The organism is Rhodoplanes sp. P11 (assembly GCF_964266735.1).
GTDB lineage: Bacteria > Pseudomonadota > Alphaproteobacteria > Rhizobiales > Xanthobacteraceae > Rhodoplanes > Rhodoplanes serenus.
Map to the genome: position 1 here is coordinate 1,472,098 of NZ_CAXWGY010000001.1, position 25,568 is coordinate 1,497,665.

A 25,568-nucleotide genomic window follows, 5' to 3' on the forward strand; every position below is an offset into this window, starting at 1 on the left:
AACGGGCCGCCGCGCGCCGTCATACAAATGCAGGCCGCTTCACATTCAGTCCGCCGTGTGGCCGCGCAGGTCGAGACGGCGCAGTGCGCGGTCGATCCACAGCTTGGTCAGCTTCTCCTGGGTGCCGTTCTGCGACAGCCGGCCGCGCAGGTTGGCGAAGTCGACGTGATCGAGCTCCTGGTCCTGGTTGGCGCAGGAGAACACGATGGTCTCGGTGCCGGTCGCCGGGTCCTTGTGGACCTGGAGGCACTGGGCGCAGATCTCCTTCATCATGCACTGCATCGGCGAGTTGATGGAGCCGATCGCCTTGTGGCCGGGCTTGAGATGCGCCGCCAGCATGCCGTGGCGGGCGCGGGCGACCGCCGCCATCATGCCGTCGGAGCCGATGGCGACGACGCGGTCGACGTCGCCGAGATCGATCGGCCGATCGCCGAGCGCGCCGGTCGCGTAGGCCTCGAGCGCCGCCACCATGTTGCCGACGAACGCCTTGTCCTGCGGCCGCTCGGGCGTGAAGCCGGGCGCCTCGTCGCAGCACCACACGATGGCGTCGGAGGCGCGCTCGATCTCGGCCACCTTGTAGCGGTCGCGCATCTGCTTGTAGCCGGCGAAGTAGAGCACTTTTCCGCCGCGGGCGCGCGCGGCCTCGCCGATCGAGAACAGCACCGCGTTGCCGAGGCCGCCGCCGATCAGCAGCACGGTCTCGCCGGGCTCGATCTCGGTCGGGGCGCCGGTCGGCCCCATCAGGATCACCGGCTCGCCGGGACGCAGCGTGGCGCACAGGTCGGACGAGCCGCCCATCTCCAGCACGATGGTGGCGAGCAGGCCGGCGTCGCGGTCGACCCAGGCGCCGGTCAGCGCCAGGCCCTCCATGGCGAGGCTGGTGTCGTCGACCCGCGTCGCAAAGCTCTCGTAGTTCTGGAGCCGGTAGAACTGGCCGGGCTGGAAGGCGCGGGCCGCCGCCGGTGCCTTCACCACCACTTCGACGATGGTCGGGGTGAGACGGTTGACCTGATGGATCACGGCACGCAGATCGTGATCGAACCCGCCGAACAAGGCGTCGCGCGGCACCGGCGGGGTGTCGAGCCGGTCGAGCAGGCGGGCCACCACCGGGAAGCCCTGCTTGGCGCTCGCCATCGCCTTCACGACATTGCCGGCGAAGGACGGATGCAGGTCGCCGAAGAAGCTGACGGCGCGACCGTCGGCCCGCATCTCGGTCAGCACATGGGCGACCGTCGGCTTGGCGATGCGCTCCGGCGTCACCGTCTCGCCGTCCTCGCTGCGCGCACGGAAGTACTTGCCGTCCAGCACCATGCTGTCGGGCTCCTCGCGCGCCAGCGTGACGTTGGGCTGGGTGCCGGCGGCCACCACGATGGTGCGGGCCGGCAGCACCACCTCGCGCTCGCCCTCGACGTCGCCTTGGCGGTCGAGCTTCAGCGCGGCGGCGTGGCCGGCGGCGTCCAGCACCACCTCGGTGGGGGCGAGGCGCTCCGCGAAGCGGATGCCTTCCTCCATCGCCTTGGCGATCTCCTCGTGGTTCAGCGTGTAGCTCGGTGCGTCGACCATGCGACGGCGATAGGCCACCGTGACGCCGCCCCACGACTGCACGAGGGCGGCGAGCCGCGGCGGCCGGTTCTCGCGCGCCGCGGTCTCGCGCTCGCTGCGGATGGCACGGGCGTGGGCGATGAACTCGTCGGCGATCGCCGCCTCGGCGGGCGTCCAGCCGGCGCGCACCTGGGCCTCGCTGCGCTCGGCCGCCAGCGCCTCGTAGCGAGCCAGGAACTTCTCCACCTGGAGCGGATAGTAGGCCAGCGCCTCGGTCGCCGTGTCGATCGCCGTCAGGCCGCCGCCGATCACCACCACCGGCAGGCGGATCTGGAGATTGGCGATGGAGTCCGGCTTGGCGGCGCCGGTCAGCTGCAACGCCATCAGGAAGTCGGACGCCTGCCGGACTCCGGGCGCGAGGCCGTTCTTCATCGCCACCACGGTCGGCTTGCCGGCCCCGGTGCACAGGGCGACGTGATCGAAGCCGAGCCCGAACGCCTGCTCGATCCCGAGCGTGCCGCCGAAGCGGATGCCGCCATACATACGGAACGCCGCCCGGCGCTCCAGCAGAAGCCGGATCAGCTTGAGGTAATTCTTGTTCCAGCGCACCGTGATGCCGTACTCGGCGACGCCGCCGAAACCGGCCATCACCCGCGTGCCGAGGTTTTCCTCCAACTCGGCGACATCGCGGATCGGGCGGAACGGCACCCGCGTGCCCCTGGCGTCAATGCCGGAGAGGTCGGGCGCCAGCGGCTCGATCTTGAGGCCGTCGATGGCGGCGACGCCGTGGCCGTCGTTCATCAGATGATGCGCGAGGGTGAAGCCCGCCGGCCCGAGGCCGACCACCAGAACGGTGCGGCCGGAGTCGGGCTTCGGCAGCGGCCGGCGCAGGTTCAGCGGGTTCCAACGGGTGAGCAGCGAATAGATCTCGAAGCCGAAGGGCAGCGCCAGCACGTCCTTGAGGGTGCGTGTCTCGATCTGCGGGATGTCGACCGGCTCCTGCTTCTGATAGATGCACGCCTTCATGCAGTCGTTACAGATGCGGTGGCCGGTCGCCGCGCACATCGGGTTGTCGATGGCGACGATCGCCAGGGCGCCGACCGAGTGGCCGCCGGCCTTGACGAGGTTCATTTCGGAGATGCGCTCCTCCAGCGGGCAGCCGGCGAGCGGCACGCCGAAGTCGTTGCGGCGGAAGCTGCCGGTCTTCTCCTTCAGGCCGCGGGCGCAGCTGTCCTTGCCCTGGTTGTGGCACCAGATGCAGTAGTTGGCCTGGTCGAGCGCGCCGGAGAGATCCATGCCGGCGTCGGTGAGGGCAAAGCCCTCGCGGAAGCGCCGGTGATGATCCGGCAGCTTGAACATGGTGACGCCGTCGACGACTTCGGTCTCGACCGGCACGAGCCGCATCGGATCAGTCTTGCCCGGCGCCTTGAACAGCACGCTGCCGTGGTGGCGGTGCTGGCCCGCCGCGGTGTGGGATGCCCACGCGGCATAGCGGGCCGCGAGGTCGAGGGCATCGGCGTTCTCCGCCTCTTGGTCGAGGCGGGCGGCGACGAACGTGGCAAAGCGCAGATCGTCCCACGGGGCGCCCAGCATCTCCTCGACGGCGCCGAGCAGGGCGTCGCCGTCGAACGCCGCGGCGGCGGCCGGGCCGTACTTCTTGGCGGCACGGCGCTGCACGAACAGGCGCTTCACGGTGTAGAGCGGAGCCAGGCGATCGTGGCGCGCCTGGAGGGCACGCACCTCGGCTCCGATCCCGAACAGCTCGGCGACGAAATCCTCCACATGCGGGGCGAGGGCCACCAGGAGATCGGATTCGTCCTTGGCGGTCAGCGCGTCGGGGGTGGCGCGGGCCGTCATCAGACGATCGTGCAGGGCGATATCGGCCTCGGCGAGCCAGGCCACGAAGGCGGCATCGAGCCGGCCGAGCCCCTCGCGCCGGTAGAGGTCCTCGAAGGCGAGGCCGTGGGCCAGGCGGAGCGGGGCGTCGGCTGCGGTGGGCGGGGGGGTGAGCGGGGTCGCAGCGGTGTCGATCGTTGCACTCATGTGGCCGTATCGTCCTGGGCGGGCCGCGCTCCGCGGCCATCGGCAGTGTATAGGGAGAGGCCGCGCCTATAGCACACTTTCGCCGGTGGGAGCGTCCGAACCGCATCACCCGCCCGCGGTGGTAATCCTGGATGGTTCGGTCTCTCCCCCCGTGATAGGACTAATAGCGCGGAAGAAGAATTAGGTGTCTATATGCTCGGCCGAGCAGACGTCCGCGGGCGTTTGCAGCTGGTCTCGGACGCGGGACCCGCCGCCGTTTCGGCGCCACCGAGCGCGCGTCCGGGCGATATATGCGATGAGGACCGCGCGGTCGAAACGTGCAGAACGTGATCACTCACGTCGGCACGACCGATTTAGTTCGGCCGCGGGCCATGCTGGGTCGCCCCATGAACGATACCGAATCCGAACTCTCCTTCGATGTTCCGCCGCTGGTTTCGCTCTCCCGACAGATCGAGGTGCATCTCGAACGCCTGATCCTGCAAGGCACGCTCAAGAGCGGTCAGCGGCTGTCCGAGCCGGACATCGCCAAGCGGTTCCGCACCAGCCGGTCGCCGGTTCGCGAGGCGCTGCGGCGGTTGGAGCAGGTCGGCCTGGTGGTCATCGAGCCGCGGCGCGGTGCCTCCGTGAAGGCGCCGAGCGAGCGCGACATCGCCGACATGCTGGCGATCCGGGAGGCGCTCGAAGGAATGGCGGCGCGGCTCGCGGCCGAGCGCGCCGACGCCGCCGACATCGCCCGTCTCCAGGCGTGCGTGGAGGAGGTGGTGGCGGACGGCGAGGACCCCGGCGATCTGCTGGTCCGTTTTCACGAGGTGCTGGTGGACGCGGCCTGCAACGTTCCGCTGCGGACCATGCTGCGCGGCTCGCTCAACCTGTTCCGCATGGTGCGGGCCACCTCGGCCGACCATCGCGCCCGCCTCGCATTGGCCGCCAACGAGCACTTCACCATCCTGGATGCCATCGTGGCGCGCGACCCGGACGCTGCCGAGAAGGCCGCCCGGCAGCACATCCGCACCCTGCGGCAGCATATCCTCGGGGCGGGGACGATGCCGCCGGCCGACGACGGGGCAGAGGGGACGGGTGGGGCGTGGAGCAACGGCGAGCGGCGCACGGGGCGTTCGTCCGGGATCGAGGCGTCACCGTCCGAGTAAGACGGCCGCCGGCGGCGGGCGTCGCGGCTGGGGGCGCGGTGGGGCATGCGCCCCGTCCTCGGCCGGTACCGGGAGGCTCGTAGCCGGGAGGCTCGTATCCTTGATCGCGTGACTTTCGCCCGGATCGAGCGAAGCCGATCCGGAGGAGTCCTCGCCATGTGGGCTGGGTAGATTCCAGGGTTCGCTCTGCTCGCCTCGCTGGCAGGCTCCCGCCCGCGGGACAATGGCGGTCGGCGTCCGCGCGCCGCACAGGCCCGACGGGCGGTGCTGGCGCTCCTCAGCGGCTGCGGCGCTGGGGCTTGCAGAACGAGCGGTGCAGTGCCGCGATGATCTCGCGCACCTCCGGCCGGGCCAGCGAATAATAGACGTTCTTGCCGTCGCGGCGGGTCTCGACCAGATCGTCGGCGCGCAGCCGCGCGAGCTGCTGGGACACCGCGGGCTGGCGGAGCTTGACGGTCTGCTCGATCTCGCTGACCGACTTCTCGCCCTCGGTCAGCATGCAAAGAATGATCAGTCGCGCCTCGTGCGACAGCGCCTTGAGGAATTCGCTCGCCTCGCGCGCATTGGCCCGCATGGTGTTGAAGTCGACGGCGGGGCCGGAAGCGGGGGCTCGCGTCTTGCGACCGGCCGGAGCTTGGCGACCGATGGGCGTCTGAATGTTCATCGAGCGGTCCTGTCTCGCTGTCCAGGCGGGCCGACGGCTGAGGTCGTCCTCCCGGACCGCGGGGGCGCCGACGACTTCAGCGGCCGCTGATCCTACGGCGCAACCATCTCTCCAAATAACACGGCGAGGCCGGCTTGTCAGCGCATCCCGCGCCGGCGGCATGGAGGCATGCCGGCGACGCAGGGGATGCCCGTCCGAGTTTCCAAACGATCTCCGAGTCGCGTTCTCGCGCGGTCCCGCTTCAGTCGTTGGTCCCGCCCGCCGGTCGGCGCCCGGTCGGCGCCACTTTGTCCTGACGCTGCGTCTGCTGGGACCGCTGCCCGGGCTCCTTCCACGGCTCGCGGGTGCCCTGCTGGCCGCTGCGGTCGCGGTTCTTGGGGTCGGGGTGGGGCGGAGGGCTCTTGGGGTCCTGGTTCTCGCTCACGGCAGCGTCCTCGGTTCGAGCGTGATGTCTCGGACCGTCCCGGCGCCGGAGGGCGCCGGGCGCTGTCGCGGCCAAGCTCAGTCGGGGGTCTTCACCCGCACCTTGGTGGCGATCGGTCCCGAGTCACCAACGCCCTCGACATAGTAGAGTTCGTCGCCGCGCCCGAGTGCGTCGAAGTCGCCCGCCAGAACGCTGTTGCGGTGGAAGTAGAGCAGGCTGCCCTCCGAGGTGACGAGATAGCCGAAGTCCTGGTCCGGCTGCACCTCCGCCACCTGCCCGAGGCGCTGGTTCTGGATGTCGCTGTAGGGCGCGTTGGTGCGGCCCTGGCGCTGCTCCTTGAGGCCGACGAGCTGACGCTCGGCGATCCGGAACGCCTCGGTGATGGCCTTCTGGAGATCGGGGCGCTGATACTTGCGCTGGAGGTGCTCGGGCTCGTGGCTGACGACGAGGTCGGCGCGCCCCGGAATCCCGATCTCGATGCGCACCACCGGCGGGATCGACGTCCCGTTCGACTTGGCGCGTTGGTCGACCCGCACCCGACAGGAGGTGATGCGATCGAACAACCGCTCGAGGTCCGAGACCCGGTTGCGGATCATCGTCTCCGCCCAGTCAGAGGAATCGATGTTGTGGAAGGCGATCTCGACGGGAACTTGCATTGGTCACCTGACCGTCGGTGAGATTGAAAAAAACGGCGAGTCACAATGCTCCAATGTAGGTGGTCCGGAGCCGTATTGCCAGGACGGCAGGGCGTGCGCTGCACGCTCGCCCGGTCGGCCGGGTGTGATCCGCCCGGAACCAGGATGACGCGATCGGCATTGATTTTCCACTAAGAACAACAACCGGGTGGCGTGATGCCCAGCTCTTCCGTGGAAGCCCTCGCGTCGGCCGCCGACGGCGACGTCACCGTGTCGCGTGGTCGCGGCGAACGCCTGCTCGGCCGGCTCGGGCTCGAGCGGGTCGGCGCCGAGGATCTGACGATCCGCCGGGTGCGCTGCGGTCGCGGCTATATCTACCGCACCGCCGACGGCCGGCGCGTGAGGGACCCGGAGGCGCTCGCTCGCTTCGCCGCCCTGGCGGTGCCGCCCGCCTATCGCGACGTGCGTTTCGCCGACAATCCGCGGGCCCATCTCCAGGCGATCGGGCGCGACGACGCCGGGCGGCTCCAGTATCGCTACCATCCCGATTGGGCGACGGTGCGCGAGCGGCGTAAGGCGCAGCGTCTGCTCCGCCTGGTGCAGCGCCTTCCGGTGGTGCGCCGCGCCGTCACCCGCCATCTCGCGGCGGCTCAGCCCTCGCGGGCCTTCGCGCTCGCCAGCGCGGTCGAGCTGATCGCCTGCACGGCGATCCGAGCCGGCGACGAATCCTATGCGCGCCAGCGCGGCACCCGCGGCGCCGCCACGCTGCTGAAGTCCAATGTCCGGGTCGAGGGCGACACCGTCGTGCTCACCTTCCGGGCCAAGGGTGGCAAGCCGGTCCACAAGGAGGTGGTGGCGCCGCGCCTCGCCGCCGCGGTCCGCCGCCTGCTCGGGCTCCCTGGCCGCCGCCTGTTCCAGTACCGGGACGAGAGCGGCGCCGTGCGGATCGTGCGGCGCGAGGACATCAACGCCTTCCTGCGCGAGATCGCCGGCGTGCGTATCTCGCTGAAGGACTTCCGCACCCTGTGCGCCTCCGCCATGGTGCTGGAGATGCTCGCCCGGACGGTGCCGGCGACGAGCGCGCGCGGCCGCCGCCGGCAGGTGCTGGACGCGGTGCGCAGCGCCGCCGATGCGCTCGCCAACACGCCGGCGATCTGCCGCAAGAGCTACGTTCACGAGACGGTGGTGACCGCCTTCGAGGCCGGCGTGCTGGAAGGCTTCGCGGCGACCGTGAAAGGCTGCCGCACGGCGGCGCGGCGCGAGCAGCTCGTGGCCCAGGTGCTGGCCGGGGCGGCGGGCTGATCAGGGCAGGCGGGTTACGGCGGGGCTGAGCGCGGCGGGTCGAATGGCCGGGCGCGCCGGTGCGTCACGGCGAGAGTCGAAACGCCCGTCACGACTTTCGTCAGGATGTGTGTCGGGATGCCAGGCTGGCCCGGTCCGTGACGGGCCGACGAATCGAGCGCAACCTCAGATCGAGCGCGAGCTGAAATCGACGCGACCGCGGATCGAGACGGCGGGGGGCGTCAGGCTTGCCCCTGGTCGGCGATGATGTTGATGCGCTCGGCCGGAATGAGACCGAACAGCTTGCGCGCGATCGCGCCGCGCACCCGGTGCACCGGCAGGGTGCCGTAGGGGCGCCACACGGTGACCTTGGGGGTCAGCCGGCCGTCGCGGCCGTTCCAGCTGACCAGATACTCCGAGATCAAGCCACGCCGCTTGATCGCCTCGAGAAAGCGTACGATCTCGTCGTGTCCGTGAAGCTGATGCTCGCGTACGAACATGGCAGTCTCGCTCGCAATCGCGTTGTGATCCATTACCACACCACAGTTTCGCAGGCGCGCAAAGTCATTTTCGCAGATGCGAAGATTTTCCAAAGGGTGCCAGAGACGTAGCGCTGTCCCCGATGGCGGGAGGGGTAGAATGGCCCGGTGGAATGGGCCGTCGGTGGCTGCCACGGTCAACGCCGCAGCCACGCCGAGGTTCGAGACGCGGCGCACAAAGACGGGCCGCCGGGTGTGTCCCGGCGACCCGTCTCGCGACACGCGAGGAGGCGGAGGACCGCTCTTGGTGGGCCGTCAGACGATGGCCCGGTCGGGTTGCGTGGCCGGGGCGGACGTCTCGTCGGCCGCCTGATCGTGGTGATGCTCCTCGCCAGTCGTCGCGCCGGCCGGGAGCTGGAGCACCGTCGCCGCCTGGCCTTCGCACAGGCGGGTCAGTAGCACCACCTGGCCGCTCGGGAACTCGAGCGCGTCATGATGCTCGTAAGGGTTGTCCATGTTGATCTGGCGGAAGCGGGCGACCCGCTCGCGCAGCTTGCGGCTCGGGAAGAAGCCGAGGGCGTGATCGCACTCGACGTCGTGCTCGAAGGCGAGCTCGGTTCCCGGCAGGATGCAGACGGCCACGTTCGGCACCCCGACCTCGGAGAAGCCCCGGGTGATCGAATTGTTGAACTTGGTCGTCACCAGCTGGTCGCCGACCTTGGCGGCCCGTGTCGCGACATGTTGCAGGCTGTAGTCGCACATCGATGGACACTCCTTTCGAGAGCGGGCGAGGGCGGCTCGCGGGCACGGCCCTCGCGTGAACCGGATCGACGGATCGCGCTGCGGCAAAGACACCGCCGCGCGACGCCTCGGTCCGGTGCGGTCGGCTGGCTGCCGGTCGTCCGGCGAGCCTCCTGCAATCGAAAGTACGGCCCGGCGGGTGCCGTTCCGGGCGCAAAAAAATATCACGACGTTGTCGTGGGTTAATGAATGTTCTTTTTGCGATCCATACCAATGATTTCGATGTCGGACTCGCGATTTCGTGATGTGCGGTCGCGGACGTCTCTTCAAGTCGCGCGTTGCGGACCTGGTTCCTTTGGTCCGAGACTTTGTCGTCACCGCGACCGACCGATTTCGTCTTGGATGTTGTTATCGCGATGCAGCAACATCTGCCGGCATTGCTCGTCGAGCGCTTCGCGACGGGCCGGCCGGCACCGCCGCCCCGGCCGCCTGGCCCGGCGCTCCGGCATCGCCTCGGAACCAGCGGGCGGCCGTGCGGTTCCCCATCGATCGGGGCCGGAGCCCCGCGCCGTCCGTCCGCGCCCGCCGGCCACCGGCGGCCGCGCCCGAAGGATCGCCATGGCCGCTGCCGCCGGCAAGCCGCAGATGGGCGACCGCAGGCCGCACGAGATCCTGTGGCTGCGCTTGTCGAGCTTCGCCCCTCTGTCCGCCGAGGAGCGGTCGATCATCCGCCAGAGCTGCGCGGCCGCCGCCTTCGTGCCGGCCGGAACCGCGCTGCACCGCGAGGGAGAGCCGCTGCACAAGCCGAGTGCGCTGCTCGCGGGCTGGGCCTGCCGGCTGCGCCTCCTCGCCGACGGCCGCCGCCAGATCTTCGACTTCCTGCTGCCCGGCGACCTGTTCGGTCACCCCGGCCTGCTCGATGGCCCCCCGCTCCCGGGCGCCTGCGCGGCGAGCTCGGCCGTCACCCTGACGGCGGTGTCGCTCGCCGGAACCGGCTGCCTGTTCGAGATGGTGCGCGAGCCCGAGCGCTTTCCCGGCCTGGCGCGGGCCTGGGCCGCCGCGCAGGCGCGGCAGGAAGCGTATCTGCTCAACCATGTGGTGCGTCTCGGCCGGCAGAGCGCCTATGAGCGCCTCGCCCACCTGCTGGTGGAGCTGGGCCATCGGCTCGACGAGATCGGTTATCCGCTCGGCTCGTTCGTGCCAATGCCGCTCACCCAGGAGACGCTCGCCGATGCGCTCGGCCTGAGCGTGGTGCATGTCAACCGCACGCTGCAACAGCTTCGACGCGAGCGGCTGATCGAGCTGAAAGCCGCCTCCCTGCGGCTGATCGACCCGCCGGCGCTGGCCGCCATCGCGGATTTCCGTCTGCCCCGCACGCTGTCGTCACCCGGGTGACCCGAGCTGCCGTCGCCTTCGGTCTCGCGGCCCCGCCGCGCCACCGAAGAGGCGCTTGCCCGCCCTCGGCCCGCCCCCTACGATCCGCGCCGAATTCGCAAGAGACGGTCGTTTTCAGGAGGATGGTTCGCATGCGTTCGGAGACCCGGGTCCGGCCCAGCCGGCGGCAAGTGTTGGGCGGCGCCGTGGCCGCCGGGGCGATGCTGGCGGCGCCCGCCGTGGTGCGGGCCCAGGCCAAGGCCCTCAAGGTGGCGGTGCTGCTGCCGCGGTCCGGGCTGCTCGCCGCCGCCGGCCAGGCCTGCCATCGGGGCGCCGTGGTGTCGCCCAAGGTGCTGGCCGATTTCGGCTATGCGGTCGAGCTGATCAATGTCGACTTCGAATCCAATGTCGACGTGGCGCGGACCCAGACCGAGCGGGCCATTGCCGAGGGGGCCAACTGCGTGGTCGGCGCCTTCGAGTCCGGCGCCACCCTGGCGATCGCCCAGGTCTGCGAGCAGCGCCAGGTGCCGCTGGTGATCAACATCGGCTCGGTGCCGCAGCTCACCGAGCAGGGCTACAAGTATCTGGTCCGCAACTTCCAGACCAACCCGCAGCTCGTCAGCGGCGGCCTGCGGCTGGTGAAGGACCTGATGGCGGCCACCAGCGTGCCGTTCAAGAACGCCGTGTTCGTGCACGCCAACGACACCTTCGGCACCGCCCAGCGGGCCGCCATGGACCGGCTGTTCCCGGCCGCCCAGATGCCGTTCCCGCTGCTCGAGTCGATCGCCTACGATCCCAAGGCGCAGGATCTCGCCGTCGAGGTCACCAAGATCCGCGCGCTCGCGCCCGAGCTGGTGCTGGTCACCACCCGCTCGTCCGACGCCATCAAGCTGGTGCGCGACATGGTGCGCCAGCGCTTCGAGCCCAAGGCGATCGTGTCGCCCGGCTCGCCCGGCCTCTACGACGAGGAGTTCTATCAGGCGCTCGGCCCGCTCGCCGATTTCCATCTCTACAATCTGCCGTGGGCGAACCCGAAGGCACAGATGACCCAGGCGCTCGCCGCCGCCTTCAAGACGGCGCATCCGACCAACCGTTTCGAGGTCGACTGCTTCAACGCCGGCTTCACCTTCGAGGGCATCATGGTGGCGGCCGACGCCTTCAAGCGGGCCGGCAGCACCGACGGCAAGGCCCTGATGGAGGCCGTGAAGGCCACCAACATCGCCGAGCATGTGATGACCGGCGGGCCGATCCAGTTCGACGAGAAGGGGCAGAACAACAACATCCAGGCCGCCGTGGTGCAGAACCGCAACCGCACCCCGACCGTCGTACTGCCGCCCGAGATCGCCGTCTCGGCGCCGGTGCTGCCGATGCCGTCCTGGCAGGGACGGTCCTGATCGGGCTGGGCGCCGCCGGCCCGTGACCGGCGGCGCCCGATCGGTTGCGTGGCGTCGGCAGGGCAGGGTGCCCTCCCGGCCGCATTGTCGCTGGCCGCGAACGGAGGTTGCGCGCCGTCACCGACCTGAGGTAACTCGTCGCGATCCGGCACCTGTCTGTGGCGGCGGCCTCCGGCCGCCCGCCCGGGGAGGTGTACGCGCGTCTTCACTCCGATCCGGTGATCCCGTCCACCCCCGATGCTGTCGATCTGGCTCAACGTCGTCGTCCAGGGCGTCCTCACCGGCCTTCTCTACGGCCTCATGGCGCTCGGCCTGTCGGCCATCTTCGGCGTGGTGCGGCTGGTCAACTTCGCCCATGGCGAGTTCGCCGTGGTGGCCATGTACGCGGCCTTCGTGCTGTTCCGGGCGTGGGGCGTCGATCCGCTGTGGTCGATGCTGCCGATCGCGGCGGTGTTCTTCGTCGTCGGCTTCGCGCTTCAGCGCACGTTGATCAACGCCTTCGTGGGACGGCCCGACTATCAGCAGTTCATCCTGCTGGTCGGCGTCGCCATCGTGCTGGTCAACGGGCTGCTGATCGTGTTCGGGCCCGACGCGCAGCCGGCCAATCTGCCCTACGCCTTCGACAGCTACCTGGTCGGGCCGCTGATCATCGACAAGGTGCGCGTCTACGCCGCCGTGGCGGCGCTTGCCGTGTGCGCGGCGCTGTTCGGCTTCTTCCGCTTCACCCGCACCGGCACGGCGATCCGCGCCTGCGCCGACAATCTGGTCGGCGCCGCCGTGGTGGGGCTCGACGTGCGGCGCCTCTATGCGGTGACGTTCGGCATCGGCCTCGCCTGCGTCGGGGCGGCCGGTGCCCTGATGGTGACCATCGCGGACCCGGTGCCGGGCCTCGGGCCCGCCTACACGCTGCTCGCTTTCACCATCGTGATCATCGGCGGTCTGGGCTCGATGGCGGGTGCGCTCGTCGCCGGCCTGCTGATCGGCGTCTCCGAGGCGGTGGCCGGCTTCCTGATCGCACCATCGATGAAGAGCATGTTCTCGTTCGCGCTGCTGATCGCCGTGCTGGTGCTCCGCCCGCAGGGCCTGCTCGGGAAGAAGCCGGCATGATCTCGCTCTGGCGCGACATGAACCGCCGCGGCCAGGTGGTGCTGGTGGTCGCCGTCGTGGCGATGCTGCTCGCTCCCGTGGTGGCCACGCGCTACCTGCTCTCGGTGCTGACGCTCATCCTCTACTTCGTCTATGTCGGGCAGGCGTGGAACCTGATGATGGGCTATGCCGGTCAGCTCTCGCTCGGCCACGCCCTCTATGTCGGGCTCGGCGGCTACGTGGCGGCCGGCCTGTGGGTGCATTTCGGCATCGGCCCGTGGCTCGGTGTGATCCCGGCGGTGGCCATCGCGGCCGCCTTCGGGGCGTTCATCGGCTGGCTCGCCTTCCGGTTCGGCATCGAAGGTGTCTACTTCTCGCTGCTGACCATCGCGTTCGCCGAGTTCACCCGCATCGGCTTCGATCATATCGGCCCGCTCGGCGGCGCCGGCGGCCTGTTCATCCCGTATCAGGAGAGCCGGCTCGGCGAGTGGTGGAATCTGCGCGGCGGCCAGCTCTTCTTCTACTATCTCGCCTTCGTGCTGGCGGGCGCCGCGGTGCTGCTCACCGCCTGGCTGGCGCGCTCGCGCCTCGGCCACCAGTGGATGGCGATCCGCGAGGACGAGACGGCGGCGCGTGCGCTCGGCATCGACGTGTTCCGCGCCAAGATGAAGGCGGTGCTGATCTCGTCCGCCATGACGGCCGTCGGCGGCGTGTTCTACGCCTTCTATTACAACAACCTGTTCCCGGCGCAGGTGTTCGAGATGAGCCGGTCGATCGAGCTGATCCTCGGCCCCATCGTGGGTGGGCTCGGCACCGTGTTCGGCCCGGTGATCGGCGCCTTCGTGCTCACCCCGCTCGGCGAGCTGCTGATTGCCGTCACCGACAAGGTCGGCCTCAATGCGCCCGGCGCCAAGGCGATCTTCTTCGGCCTCGTGTTGATGATCATCATCTACCTGGTGCCCGGCGGCGTGTGGCCCTGGCTGTCGCGCCGGCTCGGCCTGGTGAGGCGCCGCTCGTGACCGCGCTCCTCCAGGTCTCCGACGTCGGCAAGCGCTTCCGCGGCCTGGTGGCGGTGGACCGGGTGTCGTTCACGGTGGCGGCCGGCGAGATCTTCGCCGTCATCGGCCCCAACGGGGCCGGCAAGACGACGCTGTTCAACATGATCGCCGGCGTGCTGAAGCCCAATCAGGGCACCATCGCGTTTCGTGGCGAGCGCATCGACGGGCTGACCCCGGATGCGGTCTGCCGCCGCGGCGTCGCCCGCACGTTCCAGATCGTGCGGCCGTTCCCGGCCCTGACGGTCGAGGACAACGTGGTGATCGGCGCGATCCTGCACCGCACCGACATGGAGGCGGCCCGCCGCCACGCCCGCGACGTGCTGGCGACCCTCGATCTCCACGACAAGCGCGACATCGTCGCCTCGTCGCTGACGCTGCCGGACCGCAAGCGGCTGGAGCTCGCCCGTGCGCTCGCCACCGATCCGAAGCTGCTGCTGCTCGACGAGGTGATGGCCGGGCTGCGGCCCACCGAGACCGACCGCATGGTCGACATCCTGCGTCGCATCAACCGCGAGATGGGCACCACCATCCTGCTGATCGAGCACGTCATGCGCGCCGTGATGGCGCTCGCCGGCCACATGCTGGTGCTGCATCACGGCGCCCCGATCGCGCAAGGCAAGCCCGAGGAGGTGGTGCGCGACGCCAAGGTGATCTCCTCCTATCTCGGCGCGGAGGCCGCTCCCTGATGCTCCAGGTGCGCGATCTCGACGTGCATTACGGCGACGCCCAGGCGCTCGACCGCGTCTCCTTCGACGTCGCCGAGGGCAGCATCGTCGCCATCGTGGGCGCCAACGGCGCCGGCAAGACCTCGCTGATCCGCACCATCGCGGGCATGATCCGGCCGACCCACGGCCGCATCGGCTATCGCGGCGCCGACATCGCCGGCCTGCCGAGCCACCGGGTGTGCAATCTCGGCATCGGCCAGGTGGCGGAGGGGCGGCAGGTGTTCCCCACCCTGACGGTCGCCGAGAATCTCGACATGGGGGCGCTGCTGCCGCGCGCCCGCGCGCACCGCGACCGCCAGCTCGCCCGCGTCTTCGCGATGTTCCCGATCCTCGAGGAGCGGCTGAAGCAGACCGCCGGCACGCTGTCGGGCGGCGAGCAGCAGATGCTGGCGATCGGCCGCTGCCTGATGGGCCTGCCCGATCTCGTGATGTTCGACGAGCCGTCGCTCGGGCTCGCCCCGGCGATCGTCCACGAGATGCTGCGCACGATCCGTGCGCTCAATCACGAAGGGCTCACCTGCGTGCTGGTCGAGCAGAACGTCGCATTGTCGCTCAAGCTCGCCGACCGCGCCTATGTGCTGGAGAACGGCCGCATCACCCTCGCCGGCACCGGCGAGGAGCTGTTGGCCGACGACCGCGTCCGGCAGGCGTATCTCGGCATGTGAGCGGCGGCTTCCCGTCTCCCCGGCGGGAGAGGGAAGCCGGGGGCGTCACCTCAGCGGCTCGCCGATCGTCACGCCGAGCGTGCCGACACCCTCGATCGCGCAGTCCAGCCGGTCGCCCGGCACGGTGGCGGCGACGCCGGCCGGGGTGCCGGTCAGGATGATGTCGCCCGGCGCGAGCGCCACCATCTCGGACAGCTTGGCGATCACCTCGGGAACGTTCCAGATCATCTGCGAAAGGTCGCCATCCTGGCGTAGCGTGCCGTTGCACGACAGGGTGATGCGGCCCTTGCTCGGATGCCCGATCGCGGTCGCGGGCTTCAGCGCGCCGCACGGCGCCGAGGCGTCGAACGCCTTGCCGATCTCCCACGGCCGCTGAATCTTCCGCGCCGCCATCTGGAGGTCGCGGCGGGTGAGATCGATGCCGACCGCATAGCCGAAGACGAGATCGAGCGCCTTGTCGGCGGGGATGTTGCGGCCGCCACCCTTGAGCGCGACCACCAGCTCGACCTCGTGATGCAGGTCGGCGGTCAGCGGCGGGTAGGGGATGGTGGCGCCATCCGGCGCCACCGCATCGGCCGGCTTGGCGAAGAAGAAGGGCGGCTCGCGCTCGTCGTTCCCCAGCTCGCGGATGTGCTCGAGATAGTTGCGGCCGACGCACCACACCCGGCGAACCGGAAACAGCGCGTCCGAGCCGGCGATGGCCAGCGCTGTCTGGGGCGGAGGATCGATGACGTAGCTCGCCTGGGCGCTCATGTGGGATCTCTGCGAGGAGGAGGGTGGGAGGGCCGACCCGACCACGACGGCACGGGCCGAAGATCCGGCCATACCACAGGCGCATCACCCGTCAATGTCGGGTCCCGGGGGCCGCGGCGGGGCCGTCCGGCTCGCCCTGGCGGGACACCTGGCGCAGCCGCCAGGCCAGGAACTCGCCGTAGAGGGCGGCGCGCTCGTCGGCGGTGAGCGGCCGTCCGGCCGGGCTCGGCGCCGCGTGCCTTGCCGGAAGGGGGTGCGCCACCGGGACGAGCGGGTCGGCCGCCGCCGTGCCGGTGGCCGGCAGCGCCCCGGTGGTGTCGGTGGAGCGCGCCGCGGGCTCGCGGTCGCGCAGATACCAGCATTTGCGATTGGTGGCGCGGTCGAGCCGGTAGAACCAGTGGCGCCCGGCGGTCGCGGTGCCGTCGGGGGCGGCGAGGCATTCGGGCGTCGCGGCCGCAGAGCGGACCGGCGAGCCGGCGAGCGGCAGCACCGCGGCCGCGAACATGAGAAGGCCGGCGAGGCCGGCCGACCGGACGGGTCGGACCATCACGAAACTCCGCACACCCGCCAGACCGTAGCGCGACCGCAGCCGGATCGGCGCAGCCGCGGCAGCCCGGCGGTGGCCGGACCCTGGCACCGATCGGGGACGGATCTGCGGCCCAATTGGGCAATCATCTCGGCAAAGGTGGCGCCGCTGCCTCAATCGGCGGCAGCACTGCCCGTCAATCCTCGTCGGGCTCGTCGTCCGGCACCAGCTGGTCGAACTGGCGCAACAGCCGGCGCAGGCCCGTCTCCTCGACGGCCCGGGCCGCCTCCGGCAGGGGAAACCAGCGGATCTCCCGCTGCCCCTTTTCGCGCCAGCGCTTGCGCTGGCCGGTGACGGCGAGCGGAAACACCTCGACCAGGCAGCGCGCCGTGGTGCCGTTCTTGAGCCGCTTGTCGTAGCGGTAGGAGCCGATCGGTTCCGGCCCGGTCTCGCCGACGACGCCCGCCTCCTCCAGCGCCTCGCGGGCGGCCGAGAGGTGCGGCTTGGCGCCCCGAATCGGCCAGCCCTTGGGGACGATCCACCGCCGCGTCTCGCGGGACGTCACCAGCATCACCTCGATCTCGCCGTCCTCGTTGCGGCGATACGGCACCGCCGCATATTGCAGCGAGCGCTTGGGGGCCGGGGAGGAGCGTCGAGTGGGCAATTCGGGTACCTTACAGAAACAGGCCGCAGAGGAGATAAAAGGCGGCGCCGATCAGGCCGGACGCCGGCATGGTGACCACCCATGCAATAACGATGCTGCCGGCAATATGCCACCGCACCGACGACACCCGGCGGGCGGCGCCGACGCCGACGATGGCGCCCGTGATGGTGTGGGTGGTGGAGACCGGGATGCCGAGCCCGGTCGCCATGAACAGCGTGATGGCGCCGCCGGTCTCGGCGCAGAAGCCTTGCAGCGGCGTCAGCCGGGTGATGCGCGACCCCATGGTGTGGACGATCCGCCAGCCGCCGAACAGGGTGCCGAGCCCCATGGCGGCCTGGCAGGTGATCACCACCCAGAACGGAACGTGAAAGCCGCCCTCCATGTAGCCTTGCGAGTAGAGCAGCACCGCGATGATGCCCATGGTCTTCTGGGCATCGTTGCCGCCGTGCCCGAGCGAGTACAGCGAGGCGGAGACGAATTGCAGGCTGCGGAAGGCGTTGTCGACCGAGAACGGGGTCTGGCGCACGAGCAGCCAGGACACGATCAGCATCAGCAGCAGCGCCAGCGAGAAGCCGACCAGCGGCGACAGCACGATGGCGGCGGCGGTCTTGCCGAAGCCGCTCCACACCACGACGCCGGCTCCGGCCTTGGTGATGGCGGCGCCGAGCAGGCCGCCGATGAGCGCGTGCGAGCTCGAAGACGGGATGCCGAACAGCCAGGTGATGACGTTCCAGGCGATGGCGCCCATCAGCGCCCCGAACACCACGCGCGGATCGATCACGCCGGCGTCGACGATGCCGGTGCCGATGGTCTGGGCGACGTGCAGGCCGAAGAACAGGAAGGCGATGAAGTTGAAGAACGCCGCCCAGGCGACGGCGTATTGGGGCCGCAGCACCCGGGTCGACACGATGGTGGCGATCGAGTTCGCCGCGTCGTGCAGGCCGTTCAGGAAATCGAACAGCAGCGCCACGCCGATCAGGCCGATCAGCAGCGGCAGCGCGAGGGTCGCGTCCATCCCGGCGGCCTCACACCTGCTCGACGACGATGTCGCTGATCTTGTTGGCGACGTCCTCGAAGCGGTCGACCACCTTCTCGAGATGGCTGTAGACCTCGATGCCGACGATGAAGGCCATCGGGTCGGATTGCCGGTGGGCCTGGAACAGTGCCTTGCGGCCGTGGTCGTGCAGCTGGTCGGCCCGCTCCTCGATGCGGGTGATCTCCTCGGTGAGCGTGTTGATGGCCGCGACGTTCTTGTCGATGGTGCGCAGCAGCGGCACCACCCGCCGGGTCAGCTCCGCGGCTTGCAGGATGATGGTCCCCATCTCGACCATGGCGGGCTCGAAGCGGTCGACCTCGTAGAGGGTGATCACCTTGGCGGTCTGGTGCATCTGGTCGATGGCGTCGTCCATGGAGGAGATCAGGCCCTGGATGTCGCCGCGGTCGAACGGGGTGATGAAGCTGCGCCGCACCGCCAGCAGCACCCCGCGGGTGATGTCGTCGGCCTCGGTCTCGCGCTCGACGATCAGCCGCACGTAGTGGGGGATGCGGTCGCCGCCCTCGGTGAGCAGCCCGCGCAGCGCCTCGGCGCCGGCCACCACGGTCTCGGCGTGTCGGACGAAGAGATCGAAGAAGCGCTCTTCCTTGGGCATGAGCGCCTGAAACCAGCCGAGCATTCGGAGCCTCGTAGATGGGCGGCCCGGGCGGCCGGCGGGAGCGGTCGGTCCGGAGCGCGCGTCGTCGGGCCGACCCACGACGGTCGGCCTCGCGGGTGAGCTATGGACGCGAACGGCGTGGGAGTCAGCCCAAATATGACAAGGCTGTGACGGCCCGGGAGGCAGAGCGGCGCCGGGCGCGGGGCTCTGTGATGACTGGGTATCTAATCGCAACCTTTGGTTGCGTGACCGCGCCTGCTTGGGAGTGCTGCGAGGCCGCGCCTTGGCTCAAAAGTCGAGCCGGTCGCGGACCGCCTCGATGCCGGCCTTGGCGCAGCCGTCGTCGGCCTCGCCGCTCGGCGCCCCGGAGACGCCGACCGCCCCCACCATGCTGCCGCCGCCCTCGACCGGCACGCCGCCGCCCAGGATGATGACGCCCGGGACGCTGCGCACGCCGGCCTGCGGCGATCCGGGTGGGGTCGCCGCCACGAGGTCGCTGGTGCTGGTGCGGAACGACACCGCGGTCCACGCCTTGCCGGTCGCCGTCGCCGGCGTGTGCGGCCCGGCGAGCCGATCGCGCAGCACCACCTGGGCGACGCCTGCGCGGTCGACCACCGCGACGGCGACCTGGTAGCCGCGCTGGCGGCACTCGGCGAGCGCCGCGCGGGCGAGGTCGAGCGCCGTCTCCGGGCTCATCATGCGGACGGTGACGAGCGCGTCCTGATCGCGCGACGGCTGGGCGGCGGCCGGGTCGGTCGCGGGCGGAGCGGCGATCAGCAGGGCAGCGAGCGGCAGGGTAGCGAGCAGCGAGCGGGCGAGTGGGCGGATCATGATGGCGTTCCCGGCGTGTTCTTGGTTGCAGGACCTCCATCCTAGGTGCCGCGATCGCCGCTGGCCACCCGGTCGATCAGCTCTGGAGGGGCGGCCCGGTGCCGCTCCGCCGAACTCCGTCAGCCGCCGCGGGCCGAGAGCTTGCGCTGCCAGGCGAGCGCATGGGCGACGATCTCGTCGAGATCGTCGTGGCGCGGCTGCCAGCCGAGCCGGGCGCGGATGCGATCCGACGAGGCGACGATCTCGGCCGGGTCGCCCGGGCGGCGCGGTGCCGTGTCGACGCGGACGTCGACGCCTGCGACCCGCTTCACCGTCTCGATCACCTCCAGCACCGAGAAGCCGCGGCCGTAGCCGCAATTGAACGTCGTCGAGGCGCCGCCGCCGCGCAGATGCCGCAGCGCGTCGGCATGCGCCGCGACCAGGTCGGTGACGTGGATGTAGTCGCGTACGCAGGTGCCGTCGCGGGTCGGATAATCGGTGCCGTACACGTCCATCTTGGGCCGCAGGCCGAGCGCCGTCTCGACCGCGACCTTGATCAGATGGGTGGCGTCGCGCGTCGATTGGCCGATGCGCAGCGCCGGATCGGCGCCGGCGACGTTGAAGTAGCGCAGGATGACATGGCCGAGCCCGTGCGCCGCCGAGGCGTCGCGCAGCATGGTCTCGGTCATCAGCTTGGACGCGCCGTAGGGCGACATCGGCGCCGGCGCATCGTCCTCGCCGACCGGAACGCGGGCCGGGTTGCCGTAGACGGCGGCCGTGGAGGAGAAGATGAAGTGCTCGACGCCGCCCTCGACGGCGCATTCGATCATGCTGCGCGAGTTGGCGGTGTTGTTCTTGTAATAGGCGAGCGGCCGGCTGACCGATTCCGGCACCACCAGCGAGGCGGCGAAATGGATGATCGCCTCGACGTCGTGCTCGGCGATCAGCCGCGACACCAGCGCCTGGTCGCCGGTGTCGCCGGCCACGAAGGGCACGTCCTCGGGCACGGCCCAGCGGAAGCCGGTCGACAGATTGTCGAGCACCACCACGCGCTCGCCGGCGTCGCGCAGCGCCAGCACCATGTGGCTGCCGATATAGCCGGCGCCGCCGGTCACGAGAACACTCATTCGCCCCTCCTGGCCGGGACGGACCTGTCCGCCTTCGGACTCGTCCAGCCCCACACCGGCCGGCCACCCGCTTCCTATGCCGGTCTCGCGCGCGGGTGACAACGGTCCCCCCCTGTACTAGAAAACCGCGCCCCGCCGCAGCGATTTCACACCTCATGGTCGACATCCTGTTCATCAAGACCTCCTCGCTCGGCGACGTGGTGCACAACATGCCGGCTGTCACCGATGCGCGCCGTCACCGCCCGGCGGTTCGCCTCGCGTGGGTGGTCGAGGAGGCGTTCGCGCCGCTCGCCCGCCTGCATCCCGGGGTCGACGAGGTGATCCCGGTGGCCTGGCGGCGCTGGCGGCGGCAGCTCGGGCGGGCCGCCACCTGGCGCGAGATCGGCCGCTTCGTGGCACGGCTGCGGGCGCGCTCCTACGACACCGTGATCGACACCCAGGGCCTGGTGCGTACCGCGGTGATCACCCGGCTCGTCCGCGGTCCCCGCCACGGCTACGATCGGCGCAGCGTGCGCGAGGCGCTGGCGAGCGCGAGCTACGACGTCCGCCACGCGGTGGGGCGCGAGCTGCATGCGGTCGACCGCAACCGTCTGCTGACCGGCCGGGCGCTCGGCTATGCGCCGGAGGGACCGATCGACTACGGGCTCGACCGCGCCACGCTGGCGCCGGTCGGCGGGGCAGGGGCGCCTTATGCGGTGCTGCTGCACGCCACCGCCCGTCCCGAGAAGGAATGGCCCGAGGACCACTGGGTGGCGCTGGGGCGGTCGCTGGCGGCGCGCGGGCTCGAGCTGGTGCTGCCCTGGGGCACCGAGGCCGAGGCGGCGCGGGCGCGCCGGCTCGCCGCCGCATTGCCGGGCGCCCGGGTGCCCGACCGCCGGCCGCTCGACGAGGTGGCGCGGCTGATCGCCGGTGCCACCGTGGTGGTCGGCGTCGATACCGGGCTCCTGCATCTCGCCGCGGCGCTCGGCGTGCCGCTGGTGTCGATCTTCGTCGGCAGCGAGCCGATGCTGACCGGGCCGACCGGAACCGGGCCGATCGTGACGCTCGGCCGCGACGGCGGCCGCTGCGCGGTCGCCGAGGTCGAGGCCGCCGTAGCGCGAGTGCTGCCGGCGGGCCGCTGAGGCGGCGTGCCGCCGCAATGGCGTGCCGCCGCGGTGGCGTGCTGCCGTCGCTCAGGTTTCCAGAGGCAGGCCGATATACTGCTCGGCCAAGGCCGCCTGGGCGGTCGGCGAGGCACACAGGTGATCGAACTCGTTCTGATTCACCCGGGTGTCGAAGCCGTCCTGCTCGGGGAAGACATGCAGGAGCCGCGTCAGCCACCAGGACAGCCGCTCCGCCCCCCAGACCCGCCGCAACGCAGTCTCCGAGTAGGAATCGAGCCAGCGATCGTCGCCGGCCTTGAAGTGGGCGACGAGGGCGCGCTGGAGATAGAACACGTCCGAGACGGCAAGATTGAGCCCCTTGGCCCCGGTCGGCGGCACGATGTGGGCGGCATCGCCGGCCAGGAACAGCCGTCCATAGCGCATCGGCTCGGCCACGAAGCTGCGCAGCGGTGCGATCGACTTCTCGATCGACGGCCCGGTGGCGATGCGGTCGGCGAGCGGCTTGGGAAACCGGGCCTTCAGCTCGGCCCAGAATCGGTCGTCCGGCCAGTCGGCCAGATCGGTGCCGATCGGGCACTGGACGTAGTAGCGCGACAGCATCGGCGAGCGCTGGGAGGCGAGCGCGAAGCCGCGCTCGTGCTGGGCATAGATGATGTCGTCGAGCGGCGGCGTCTCCGACATGATGCCGAGCCAGCCGAACGGATAGGCGCGCTCGAAGGTGCGCAGGACGTCGGCCGGGATGCTCTGCCGCGAGACGCCGTGGAAGCCGTCGCAGCCCGCCACGACGTCGCAGTCGATGCGGTGAGCGATGCCGTCCCGGGTGAAGGTGACGAAGGGGGAGTCGCTGGTGACGTCGTGCAGGCGGACATCGGCGGCGCCCTCGACGAGCTCGCCGCCGCGCCTCTCGTAGGCCGCATAGAGATCCTGGGTGATGGCGGTCTGGCCGTACGCCATCATCTTGCGGCCGGTGTGCTTGTGAGTGTCGATGAGGAACGGCGCCCGATCCTGCCAGGCGATCACGGTGCCGTCGTGCGGCTTGCCCTCGCGATCCATGCGGTCGCCGAGCCCGACATCGCGCAGGAGCCGAACGGTGCCCTCCTCCAGCACGCCGGCGCGGATGCGCGACAGGACGTGCGCCTTGGTCTGGCGCTCCACCACGATGCTGTCGACGCCGCCGAGATGCAGCATGTGCGAGAGGAGGAGGCCGGCGGGGCCGCCGCCGATCACGGCGACCCGGGTGCGGCGGCGGACCGCCGCTCCCGTGTGGCGGCGCGATGGTCGCGGGGCGGCCGGGGAGGCGGGGGAGCTGCCGTTCTGCGCCATGGCTGGATCGCTAGGCGGCCGCGAGCGAGATGAGGCCCATGCCGGTCGTCATCGGGGCGTAGTAGTTGAGGTGCTTGCGCTCGACCGCACCGCCCGCCAGGGCGCCGCGCATGACCAGCCACATGATCAGCTCGACCGACTCGGCCCCGGCCGCCGCCATGATCTCTTCGTGCGTCATCCGGCACAGCTCCTCCGGATCACGCGCGATCAGGTCGAGCCAGCGGCGATCGAACGCTTCGCTGAGATGGCCGAAGCGCTCGCCATGGAGCTGATGCGACATGCCGCCGGTGCCGACGACGACCACCTTGAGGTCCTCCGGATAGGAGGCGACGGCGCGGCCGATGGCCTGTCCGAGCCGGAAGCAGCGGCGCGCCGTCGGCAGCGGATGCTGGATGACGTTGACGACGATCGGCACCACCCGAACGGCCCAGTCGGGATCGTGCGAGAACAGCAGCGGCAGCGGCGCCATCATGCCGTGGTCGACCTTCATCTCCTGACAGACGGTCAGATCGAACTCGTCGTAGATCACGGCCTTGGCGATGTGCCAGGACAGGTCGGCGTCACCCTTCACGGGCGGCAGCGGCCGGGTGCCGAAGCCTTCGTCGGCCTGCTCGTAGATGTCGCGGACGCCGATCGCGAAGGTCGGCACGCGATCGAGGCTGAAGTCGGAGCCGTGATCGTTGTAGACCACGATGGCGACGTCCGGCCTCACCGTGTCGCGCAGCCATTCCCTCACGGGCACGTAGCCGTCGAAGAGCGGCTTCCAATCCGGGTCCTCGAACTTGCGGCCGTCGTAGGCGGGGCCGAAGCTCGGCACGTGGCTGCTGCCGATTCCGGCGACGATCTTGGCCATGCCTGGTCTCTCCCTGTTGCTCGCCGGCCGGTCAGCGCGCGCCCTTGGCGCCGCGCGTCTCGAGGAACTGCTCGTAGGTCTCGCCGCGCATCTGCGCGCCCATGTGGTACAGGCCGGAGCCGGTGGCGGCGCCGAGCTTGTAGATGTAGTAGATGTTGCCGCCGTGGTGCTTGGTGAGCGCCAGCCAGTCGCGTCGACGGATCGCGTCCTTCTGGGCCTCCGTCAGGCCGTATCGCGCCATGTAGGCTTCTTCATCCTTCTTGAAGGCTTCCCGGTTCTGCGGGTCCGTCAGCGAGTAGGCGAGCTTGTTCAGCTCGAAGCCGACGCGCGACCGTGTGTGGTCGAAGATGTAGGTGCCGGGAATGCCCCAGTCGCTGAGGCCGTCTTGCGGTCCATCCTTCTTCTCGTCCATCTGCGGTCCTCCGTGAGACGCTGCCCGCGCTTGACAGAAGCCTAACGGCGGTCCCTACACTGAGCCATTCCCGCAACGGAATTCGTCGAATTCTCCTCATGAATGATGGCGACATCAGCCTGCGCCACCTCAAGCTGCTCGCGCTTCTGTTGGAGGTGCGCAGCCTCACCAAGGCGGCCGTCATCCTGGAGACCACGCAGCCGACGGTGAGCAAGATGCTGGCGCGGCTGCGTGCACATTTCGGTGATCCGCTGCTGGTGCGCGTCGGGCTGGGGATGGAGCCGACGCCGCGCGCCGCCGAGCTCGCCGAGCCGCTGCGGGGGCTGCTCGCGGTATCTGATCACCTCAAATCGGCGACCGCTGCTTTCGACCCGGCGACGTCCACCCGTGAGTTCCGCGTGCTGGTCAGCGAGGTCGGCATGGTGCATCTCGTGCCGCAGATCATGACCGCGCTCGAGCGCGCCGGTGGTGGCCTGCGGTTACGCGCGGTTCCGCTCGATGCGCGCCATGTCTCCGCCAAGCTGGAGAGCGGCGAGGCGGACGTGGCGCTCGGCACCTTTCCGGGCGAGATCGGCGGTCTCCAGCGCCAGAAGCTCTATGTCGATCCCTATGTCAGTGTCGTGCGCCGCGATCATCCGCGCCGCGATCTGCTGTCGCGGCTCGATGCCTTCCTGGCGGAGCGCCACATCCTGGTCACCGGCTCCAGCATCGGACACGCGGCGCACCAGCAGCTCGAGCGCGAGATGACCGCACGGCTCGCGCCCGAGAGCATCCGGCTCCGCGTGCCGAACTTCGTGAGCTGTGCGTTCGTGGCGAGCCGGACCGAGGCGATCGGCACCATGCCGGCACGGCTCGCCTCCTATCTGATCGGAGATCTGCCGCTCGCCGTCATCGAGCCGCCGTTCCCGCTGCCGCGCATCGAGATCTCGCAGGTGTGGCACGAGCGCGTCCATCACGACGCGGGGCATCGCTGGCTGCGTGGCCGCATCTTCCAACTGTTCCGGTCGCGCCGCCGCGGCGAGGCCGACTGCGATCCCTGACAATTCCATCCGCGCATTCGATCCATTCCAAACGGCGTCTCGGCAA

At 70.2% G+C, this 25,568-nt stretch carries 26 protein-coding genes; 10 read left to right on the forward strand and 16 right to left on the reverse strand.

Going from position 1 to position 25,568, the window contains the following annotated elements; translation table 11 throughout:
* Window positions 1–45: 45 nt before the first annotated feature.
* On the reverse strand, window positions 46–3,585 hold the full coding sequence (locus tag ACFQUV_RS06520; protein ID WP_378394406.1) for an FAD-dependent oxidoreductase: 3,540 nt from the start codon (window positions 3,583–3,585) through the stop codon (window positions 46–48).
* Window positions 3,586–3,971: 386 nt separating this feature from the next.
* Between ACFQUV_RS06520 and ACFQUV_RS06525 the strand changes: the two genes are divergently transcribed.
* Entirely contained in the window at window positions 3,972–4,733 is a 762-nt protein-coding gene (locus ACFQUV_RS06525; RefSeq protein WP_378394408.1) for a GntR family transcriptional regulator, read from the forward strand.
* A 277-nt stretch (window positions 4,734–5,010) separates the two neighbouring features.
* Here the strand turns inward: ACFQUV_RS06525 and ACFQUV_RS06530 are convergent, their stop codons facing one another.
* The 3 genes from ACFQUV_RS06530 to ACFQUV_RS06540 all read right to left on the reverse strand — a co-directional run bounded on the left by ACFQUV_RS06530 (window position 5,011) and on the right by ACFQUV_RS06540 (window position 6,477).
* Window positions 5,011–5,307, reverse strand: a complete 297-nt coding sequence (locus ACFQUV_RS06530) for a helix-turn-helix transcriptional regulator (RefSeq protein WP_129607869.1) — start codon at window positions 5,305–5,307, stop codon at window positions 5,011–5,013.
* 331 nt (window positions 5,308–5,638) lie between these two features.
* Window positions 5,639–5,821, reverse strand: a complete 183-nt coding sequence (locus tag ACFQUV_RS06535) for a hypothetical protein (RefSeq protein ID WP_129607868.1) — start codon at window positions 5,819–5,821, stop codon at window positions 5,639–5,641.
* 77 nt (window positions 5,822–5,898) lie between these two features.
* Entirely contained in the window at window positions 5,899–6,477 is a 579-nt protein-coding gene (locus tag ACFQUV_RS06540) for an HPF/RaiA family ribosome-associated protein (protein WP_129607867.1), read from the reverse strand.
* Window positions 6,478–6,672: 195 nt separating this feature from the next.
* Between ACFQUV_RS06540 and ACFQUV_RS06545 the strand changes: the two genes are divergently transcribed.
* Window positions 6,673–7,758 (forward strand): DNA topoisomerase IB, encoded by a 1,086-nt coding sequence (locus ACFQUV_RS06545; RefSeq protein ID WP_129607866.1) that lies wholly within the window; start codon window positions 6,673–6,675, stop codon window positions 7,756–7,758.
* A 221-nt stretch (window positions 7,759–7,979) separates the two neighbouring features.
* Here ACFQUV_RS06545 and ACFQUV_RS06550 read toward each other — a convergent pair whose 3' ends face one another.
* Together ACFQUV_RS06550 and ACFQUV_RS06555 are read right to left on the reverse strand one after the other, a co-directional pair.
* The gene (locus ACFQUV_RS06550) at window positions 7,980–8,237 is read right to left on the reverse strand and encodes a hypothetical protein (protein ID WP_129607865.1); all 258 of its coding nucleotides are present in this window, start codon (window positions 8,235–8,237) and stop codon (window positions 7,980–7,982) included.
* Window positions 8,238–8,531: 294 nt separating this feature from the next.
* The gene (locus tag ACFQUV_RS06555; protein ID WP_129607864.1) at window positions 8,532–8,978 is read right to left on the reverse strand and encodes a hypothetical protein; all 447 of its coding nucleotides are present in this window, start codon (window positions 8,976–8,978) and stop codon (window positions 8,532–8,534) included.
* A gap of 597 nt (window positions 8,979–9,575) precedes the next feature.
* Between ACFQUV_RS06555 and ACFQUV_RS06560 the strand changes: the two genes are divergently transcribed.
* The 6 genes from ACFQUV_RS06560 to ACFQUV_RS06585 all read left to right on the forward strand — a co-directional run bounded on the left by ACFQUV_RS06560 (window position 9,576) and on the right by ACFQUV_RS06585 (window position 15,259).
* A complete protein-coding gene (locus ACFQUV_RS06560; RefSeq protein WP_165363776.1) occupies window positions 9,576–10,352 on the forward strand; it encodes a Crp/Fnr family transcriptional regulator in 777 nt (258 codons plus the stop codon).
* 131 nt (window positions 10,353–10,483) lie between these two features.
* Complete coding sequence (locus tag ACFQUV_RS06565; protein WP_207211337.1) at window positions 10,484–11,725, forward strand: ABC transporter substrate-binding protein; 1,242 nt, start codon at window positions 10,484–10,486, stop codon at window positions 11,723–11,725.
* Window positions 11,726–11,962: 237 nt separating this feature from the next.
* Window positions 11,963–12,832 (forward strand): branched-chain amino acid ABC transporter permease, encoded by an 870-nt coding sequence (locus ACFQUV_RS06570; RefSeq protein WP_111385999.1) that lies wholly within the window; start codon window positions 11,963–11,965, stop codon window positions 12,830–12,832.
* Entirely contained in the window at window positions 12,829–13,830 is a 1,002-nt protein-coding gene (locus ACFQUV_RS06575) for a branched-chain amino acid ABC transporter permease (protein WP_129607374.1), read from the forward strand. The genes ACFQUV_RS06570 and ACFQUV_RS06575 overlap by 4 nt, the downstream gene beginning before the upstream one ends.
* Window positions 13,827–14,555, forward strand: coding sequence for an ABC transporter ATP-binding protein (locus ACFQUV_RS06580; protein ID WP_129607375.1), 729 nt, complete (start codon window positions 13,827–13,829; stop codon window positions 14,553–14,555). Before ACFQUV_RS06575 ends, ACFQUV_RS06580 begins: the two co-directional genes overlap by 4 nt.
* Window positions 14,555–15,259, forward strand: coding sequence for an ABC transporter ATP-binding protein (locus tag ACFQUV_RS06585; RefSeq protein WP_111386002.1), 705 nt, complete (start codon window positions 14,555–14,557; stop codon window positions 15,257–15,259). Before ACFQUV_RS06580 ends, ACFQUV_RS06585 begins: the two co-directional genes overlap by 1 nt.
* Before the next feature lie 45 nt (window positions 15,260–15,304).
* On the opposite strand, the gene ACFQUV_RS06590 is transcribed toward ACFQUV_RS06585, so the two are convergent.
* The 7 genes from ACFQUV_RS06590 to galE form a co-directional block, all read right to left on the reverse strand.
* Window positions 15,305–16,012: a fumarylacetoacetate hydrolase family protein gene (locus tag ACFQUV_RS06590; protein ID WP_129607376.1), complete on the reverse strand. Its 708-nt coding sequence runs from the start codon at window positions 16,010–16,012 to the stop codon at window positions 15,305–15,307.
* A gap of 91 nt (window positions 16,013–16,103) precedes the next feature.
* Window positions 16,104–16,559: a hypothetical protein gene (locus ACFQUV_RS06595; protein ID WP_129607377.1), complete on the reverse strand. Its 456-nt coding sequence runs from the start codon at window positions 16,557–16,559 to the stop codon at window positions 16,104–16,106.
* Between the two features lie 175 nt (window positions 16,560–16,734).
* Entirely contained in the window at window positions 16,735–17,202 is a 468-nt protein-coding gene (locus ACFQUV_RS06600; RefSeq protein ID WP_244601426.1) for an NUDIX hydrolase, read from the reverse strand.
* Window positions 17,203–17,212: 10 nt separating this feature from the next.
* Window positions 17,213–18,217, reverse strand: coding sequence for an inorganic phosphate transporter (locus ACFQUV_RS06605; RefSeq protein WP_129607378.1), 1,005 nt, complete (start codon window positions 18,215–18,217; stop codon window positions 17,213–17,215).
* A 10-nt stretch (window positions 18,218–18,227) separates the two neighbouring features.
* The gene (locus ACFQUV_RS06610) at window positions 18,228–18,875 is read right to left on the reverse strand and encodes a DUF47 domain-containing protein (protein WP_111388133.1); all 648 of its coding nucleotides are present in this window, start codon (window positions 18,873–18,875) and stop codon (window positions 18,228–18,230) included.
* Between the two features lie 267 nt (window positions 18,876–19,142).
* Window positions 19,143–19,685, reverse strand: a complete 543-nt coding sequence (locus tag ACFQUV_RS06615; protein ID WP_129607379.1) for a heme-binding protein — start codon at window positions 19,683–19,685, stop codon at window positions 19,143–19,145.
* Between the two features lie 119 nt (window positions 19,686–19,804).
* Window positions 19,805–20,791 (reverse strand): UDP-glucose 4-epimerase GalE, encoded by a 987-nt coding sequence (gene galE / locus ACFQUV_RS06620; RefSeq protein ID WP_129607380.1) that lies wholly within the window; start codon window positions 20,789–20,791, stop codon window positions 19,805–19,807.
* A 155-nt stretch (window positions 20,792–20,946) separates the two neighbouring features.
* Between galE and waaC the strand changes: the two genes are divergently transcribed.
* Window positions 20,947–21,912, forward strand: coding sequence for a lipopolysaccharide heptosyltransferase I (gene waaC, locus ACFQUV_RS06625; RefSeq protein WP_129607381.1), 966 nt, complete (start codon window positions 20,947–20,949; stop codon window positions 21,910–21,912).
* Window positions 21,913–21,963: 51 nt separating this feature from the next.
* Here the strand turns inward: waaC and pobA are convergent, their stop codons facing one another.
* The 3 genes from pobA to ACFQUV_RS06640 are packed head-to-tail and all read right to left on the reverse strand — an operon-like array spanning window position 21,964 to window position 24,482.
* A complete protein-coding gene (gene pobA / locus ACFQUV_RS06630; protein ID WP_378394417.1) occupies window positions 21,964–23,217 on the reverse strand; it encodes a 4-hydroxybenzoate 3-monooxygenase in 1,254 nt (417 codons plus the stop codon).
* Between the two features lie 10 nt (window positions 23,218–23,227).
* Window positions 23,228–24,070, reverse strand: a complete 843-nt coding sequence (locus ACFQUV_RS06635) for a class III extradiol dioxygenase family protein (protein WP_129607765.1) — start codon at window positions 24,068–24,070, stop codon at window positions 23,228–23,230.
* Window positions 24,071–24,101: 31 nt separating this feature from the next.
* Entirely contained in the window at window positions 24,102–24,482 is a 381-nt protein-coding gene (locus tag ACFQUV_RS06640; protein WP_111385492.1) for a protocatechuate 3,4-dioxygenase, read from the reverse strand.
* 98 nt (window positions 24,483–24,580) lie between these two features.
* Between ACFQUV_RS06640 and ACFQUV_RS06645 the strand changes: the two genes are divergently transcribed.
* A complete protein-coding gene (locus tag ACFQUV_RS06645; protein ID WP_129607764.1) occupies window positions 24,581–25,522 on the forward strand; it encodes a LysR family transcriptional regulator in 942 nt (313 codons plus the stop codon).
* Window positions 25,523–25,568 lie beyond the last annotated feature (46 nt).

Excerpts from the sequence above, each read along its gene's own strand:
- ACFQUV_RS06520 (WP_378394406.1), bottom strand. The coding sequence starts at position 3,585 with ATGAGTGCAACGATCGACACCGCTGCGACCCCGCTCACCCCCCCGCCC.
- ACFQUV_RS06525 (WP_378394408.1), top strand. The coding sequence starts at position 3,972 with ATGAACGATACCGAATCCGAACTCTCCTTCGATGTTCCGCCGCTGGTT.
- ACFQUV_RS06530 (WP_129607869.1), bottom strand. The coding sequence starts at position 5,307 with ATGCGGGCCAATGCGCGCGAGGCGAGCGAATTCCTCAAGGCGCTGTCG.
- ACFQUV_RS06540 (WP_129607867.1), bottom strand. The coding sequence starts at position 6,477 with ATGCAAGTTCCCGTCGAGATCGCCTTCCACAACATCGATTCCTCTGAC.
- ACFQUV_RS06545 (WP_129607866.1), top strand. The coding sequence starts at position 6,673 with ATGCCCAGCTCTTCCGTGGAAGCCCTCGCGTCGGCCGCCGACGGCGAC.
- ACFQUV_RS06550 (WP_129607865.1), bottom strand. The coding sequence starts at position 8,237 with ATGTTCGTACGCGAGCATCAGCTTCACGGACACGACGAGATCGTACGC.
- ACFQUV_RS06555 (WP_129607864.1), bottom strand. The coding sequence starts at position 8,978 with ATGTGCGACTACAGCCTGCAACATGTCGCGACACGGGCCGCCAAGGTC.
- ACFQUV_RS06560 (WP_165363776.1), top strand. The coding sequence starts at position 9,576 with ATGGCCGCTGCCGCCGGCAAGCCGCAGATGGGCGACCGCAGGCCGCAC.
- ACFQUV_RS06565 (WP_207211337.1), top strand. The coding sequence starts at position 10,484 with ATGCGTTCGGAGACCCGGGTCCGGCCCAGCCGGCGGCAAGTGTTGGGC.
- ACFQUV_RS06570 (WP_111385999.1), top strand. The coding sequence starts at position 11,963 with ATGCTGTCGATCTGGCTCAACGTCGTCGTCCAGGGCGTCCTCACCGGC.
- ACFQUV_RS06575 (WP_129607374.1), top strand. The coding sequence starts at position 12,829 with ATGATCTCGCTCTGGCGCGACATGAACCGCCGCGGCCAGGTGGTGCTG.
- ACFQUV_RS06585 (WP_111386002.1), top strand. The coding sequence starts at position 14,555 with ATGCTCCAGGTGCGCGATCTCGACGTGCATTACGGCGACGCCCAGGCG.
- ACFQUV_RS06590 (WP_129607376.1), bottom strand. The coding sequence starts at position 16,012 with ATGAGCGCCCAGGCGAGCTACGTCATCGATCCTCCGCCCCAGACAGCG.
- ACFQUV_RS06595 (WP_129607377.1), bottom strand. The coding sequence starts at position 16,559 with ATGGTCCGACCCGTCCGGTCGGCCGGCCTCGCCGGCCTTCTCATGTTC.
- ACFQUV_RS06605 (WP_129607378.1), bottom strand. The coding sequence starts at position 18,217 with ATGGACGCGACCCTCGCGCTGCCGCTGCTGATCGGCCTGATCGGCGTG.
- ACFQUV_RS06610 (WP_111388133.1), bottom strand. The coding sequence starts at position 18,875 with ATGCTCGGCTGGTTTCAGGCGCTCATGCCCAAGGAAGAGCGCTTCTTC.
- ACFQUV_RS06615 (WP_129607379.1), bottom strand. The coding sequence starts at position 19,685 with ATGATCCGCCCACTCGCCCGCTCGCTGCTCGCTACCCTGCCGCTCGCT.
- galE (WP_129607380.1), bottom strand. The coding sequence starts at position 20,791 with ATGAGTGTTCTCGTGACCGGCGGCGCCGGCTATATCGGCAGCCACATG.
- waaC (WP_129607381.1), top strand. The coding sequence starts at position 20,947 with ATGGTCGACATCCTGTTCATCAAGACCTCCTCGCTCGGCGACGTGGTG.
- pobA (WP_378394417.1), bottom strand. The coding sequence starts at position 23,217 with ATGGCGCAGAACGGCAGCTCCCCCGCCTCCCCGGCCGCCCCGCGACCA.
- ACFQUV_RS06635 (WP_129607765.1), bottom strand. The coding sequence starts at position 24,070 with ATGGCCAAGATCGTCGCCGGAATCGGCAGCAGCCACGTGCCGAGCTTC.
- ACFQUV_RS06640 (WP_111385492.1), bottom strand. The coding sequence starts at position 24,482 with ATGGACGAGAAGAAGGATGGACCGCAAGACGGCCTCAGCGACTGGGGC.
- ACFQUV_RS06645 (WP_129607764.1), top strand. The coding sequence starts at position 24,581 with ATGAATGATGGCGACATCAGCCTGCGCCACCTCAAGCTGCTCGCGCTT.